Here is a 2,555-nt window from a genome sequence, read left to right on the forward strand (position 1 = left end):
ATACTGGCCTAAATTGGTATCCGAGAAACTAATCGTGAACACGTTGGTTTCAACGTTCGAACCATCAGTAACATAACCGATGTAGCCGCCCGGCGTGGTTGGATCGGCTTTCAGTTCGACTGCCAATCCATTTGATGTGAGAGCGCCACCAACATTGAATTCGGTTGGTTCAATACGGAAGCTGGTCACATCATCACTTTGATTCGTGTAAGTAATCGTCTCGGTCTGACTTACTGCGCTGCCGCTTGGTGCAGAGCCATCATTCAGATTAGTTTCAGAAAGAGTAACGCTTGGCACTGCATCAATGGTTGGGATATCACCATCGGTAATGGTCAGCGTTACTGTTGAGGTAAGCACATCGTTATCCGAATCGCTAGACGTCACCACGATCAATTTCACGATGTCTTCGTTCAGCGCGTGGTCTAGATTGCGATTAGGTTCGAAACGAACGTCACCTTGAAGCGTGATAAACAACTCACCTTCCGTGAAGCTAAACTGCTGCTCGCCGTTATCATTTGGGTCAAGTGTTCGTAGTTGACCGTCATAAGTAAACTGAGTGATCGTCGCGCCATCGGCACTCTGGTTTGGCATCACATCAATGGTGCTGGTTGTCACTGTGCCAGCGGCCAAATCTGCGACGGTTGGCTCGACGATATCTAACGTATCATCTTGCATGATTTGAACATCATCGCCGATGGTCACACTTAACGGAGACATCAGTGAATCATCGCCGTCACTGTCTACCGCATAAACGGGTAAATCAAAACTGAGGTCATTGTTGCCACGGGCATTTTGATGATCCAAAGCCTCAAGCAAAGTAAAGGTATATTCACCTAATGTGGTGCTAGAAAAACTCAGTGTAAATACCGTGGTTTCGACATTCGTCGCACTGGTCGTAAAACCAATATAGTCACCCGACCCTGCTGGATCTTCACGTAACTCAACGGCTAGACCGTTCGATTTAAGATCATCGTTAGTATTGAACTCTGTTGGCTCAATACGGAAACGAAACACATCATCACTTTGATTGGTAAAAGTAATGGTTTGAGTGGAGCTTACCGCGCTGCCACTTGGCGCAGAGCCATCAGTCAGATTCGTTTCAGAGAGGGTAACGCTTGGAATAACATCAATCGTAGGTTTATCACCATCCGTAATCGTCAGGGTTATGGTTGATGTCAGAGAATCATTATCAAAATCACTTGAAGTCACCACAATCGACTTCACGATGTCTTCGCTAACTGAATGGTCTAGGTCGCGATTAGGTTCAAAGCGTACTTCACCTTCAAGGGTGATATACAGTTCGCCTTCTGTGAAGCTGAACTGCTGTTCGCCTGAAATACTTTGGTCCAGTGTGTTTACGACACCGTCATAAGTGAACTGAGTGATCGTCGCACCATCGGCACTCTGATTTGGCATCACATCAATGGTATTGGTTGTGATTGTTCCATCAGCCAGATTTGGTTCAACGATATCTAATGTGCCATCTTGCATTATTTGGACATCATCACCGATGGTCACATTAAGCTGAGACACCAGTGAATCGTCGCCATCACTATCAACCGCATAAACAGGCAGATCGAAGCTCAGATCGTTATTATCTAAACCATCCACATGGTCTAACGCTTCAAGTAAGGTAAAGGTATATTCACCTAACGTACCCGTAGAAAAGGCAATCGTGAAAACTGGAACTTCAGTGTTCAAACTATCGGTAATAAAGCCGATGTAAGTACCCGGGTTAGCAGAGTCTTCTTTTATCTCGACCGCAAAGCCATTAGACGTCAGAGCTCCACCTACATTGAACTCGGTTGGCTCAATACGGAAACTCGCCACATCATCACTTTGATTAGTGAAAGTAATCGTCTCAGTTTGGCTTACTGCACTGCCGCTAGGCGCAGAGCCGTCACTTAAGTTAGTTTCCGAAAGTGTAACGCTTGGCACTGCATCAATGGTTGGGATATCACCATCGGTGATGGTCAGCGTCACTGTGGAGGTCAGTACGTCATTGTCTGAATCGCTTGAGGTCACCACTATCGATTTGACGATATCTTCGTTAACCGTGTGGTCTAGATTACGGTTTGGCTCAAAGCGCACGTCACCTTGAAGAGTGATGAACAACTCACCTTCTGAGAAGCTAAATTGCTGCTCACCATTGTCAGTTTGATCCAGCGTTCGAACTTGACCATCATAAGTAAACTGAGTGATCGTCGCGCCGTCAGCGCTTTGCTCAGGCATCACATCGATGGTGTTGGTTGTGATTGTGCCGTCTGCAATATTTGGTTCCGTGATATCTAACGTACCACCTTGCATGATTTGAACATCATCGCCGATGGTTACATTTAACTGAGAAACCAGTGAATCATCGCCATCGCTATCAACTGCATAAACCGGCAGATCAAAGCTCAGATCATTATTTGCAAGGCCATCTACATGATCTACCGCTTCAATCAACGTAAAGGTATACTGGCCTAAATTGGTATCCGAGAAACTAATCGTGAACACGTTGGTTTCAACGTTCGAACCATCAGTAACATAACCGATGTAGCCGCCCGGCGTGG

The 2,555-nt window shown here is 45.9% G+C and carries 1 pseudogene; it reads right to left on the reverse strand.

Annotation, left to right across the window (positions count from 1 at the left end):
* Nucleotides 1-2,555 (reverse strand): annotated as a pseudogene (locus IQO02_RS07655) (hypothetical protein); the annotation flags it as partial.

Source organism: Vibrio sp. OPT24 (genome assembly GCF_015163545.1).
Lineage (GTDB): Bacteria > Pseudomonadota > Gammaproteobacteria > Enterobacterales > Vibrionaceae > Vibrio > Vibrio cyclitrophicus.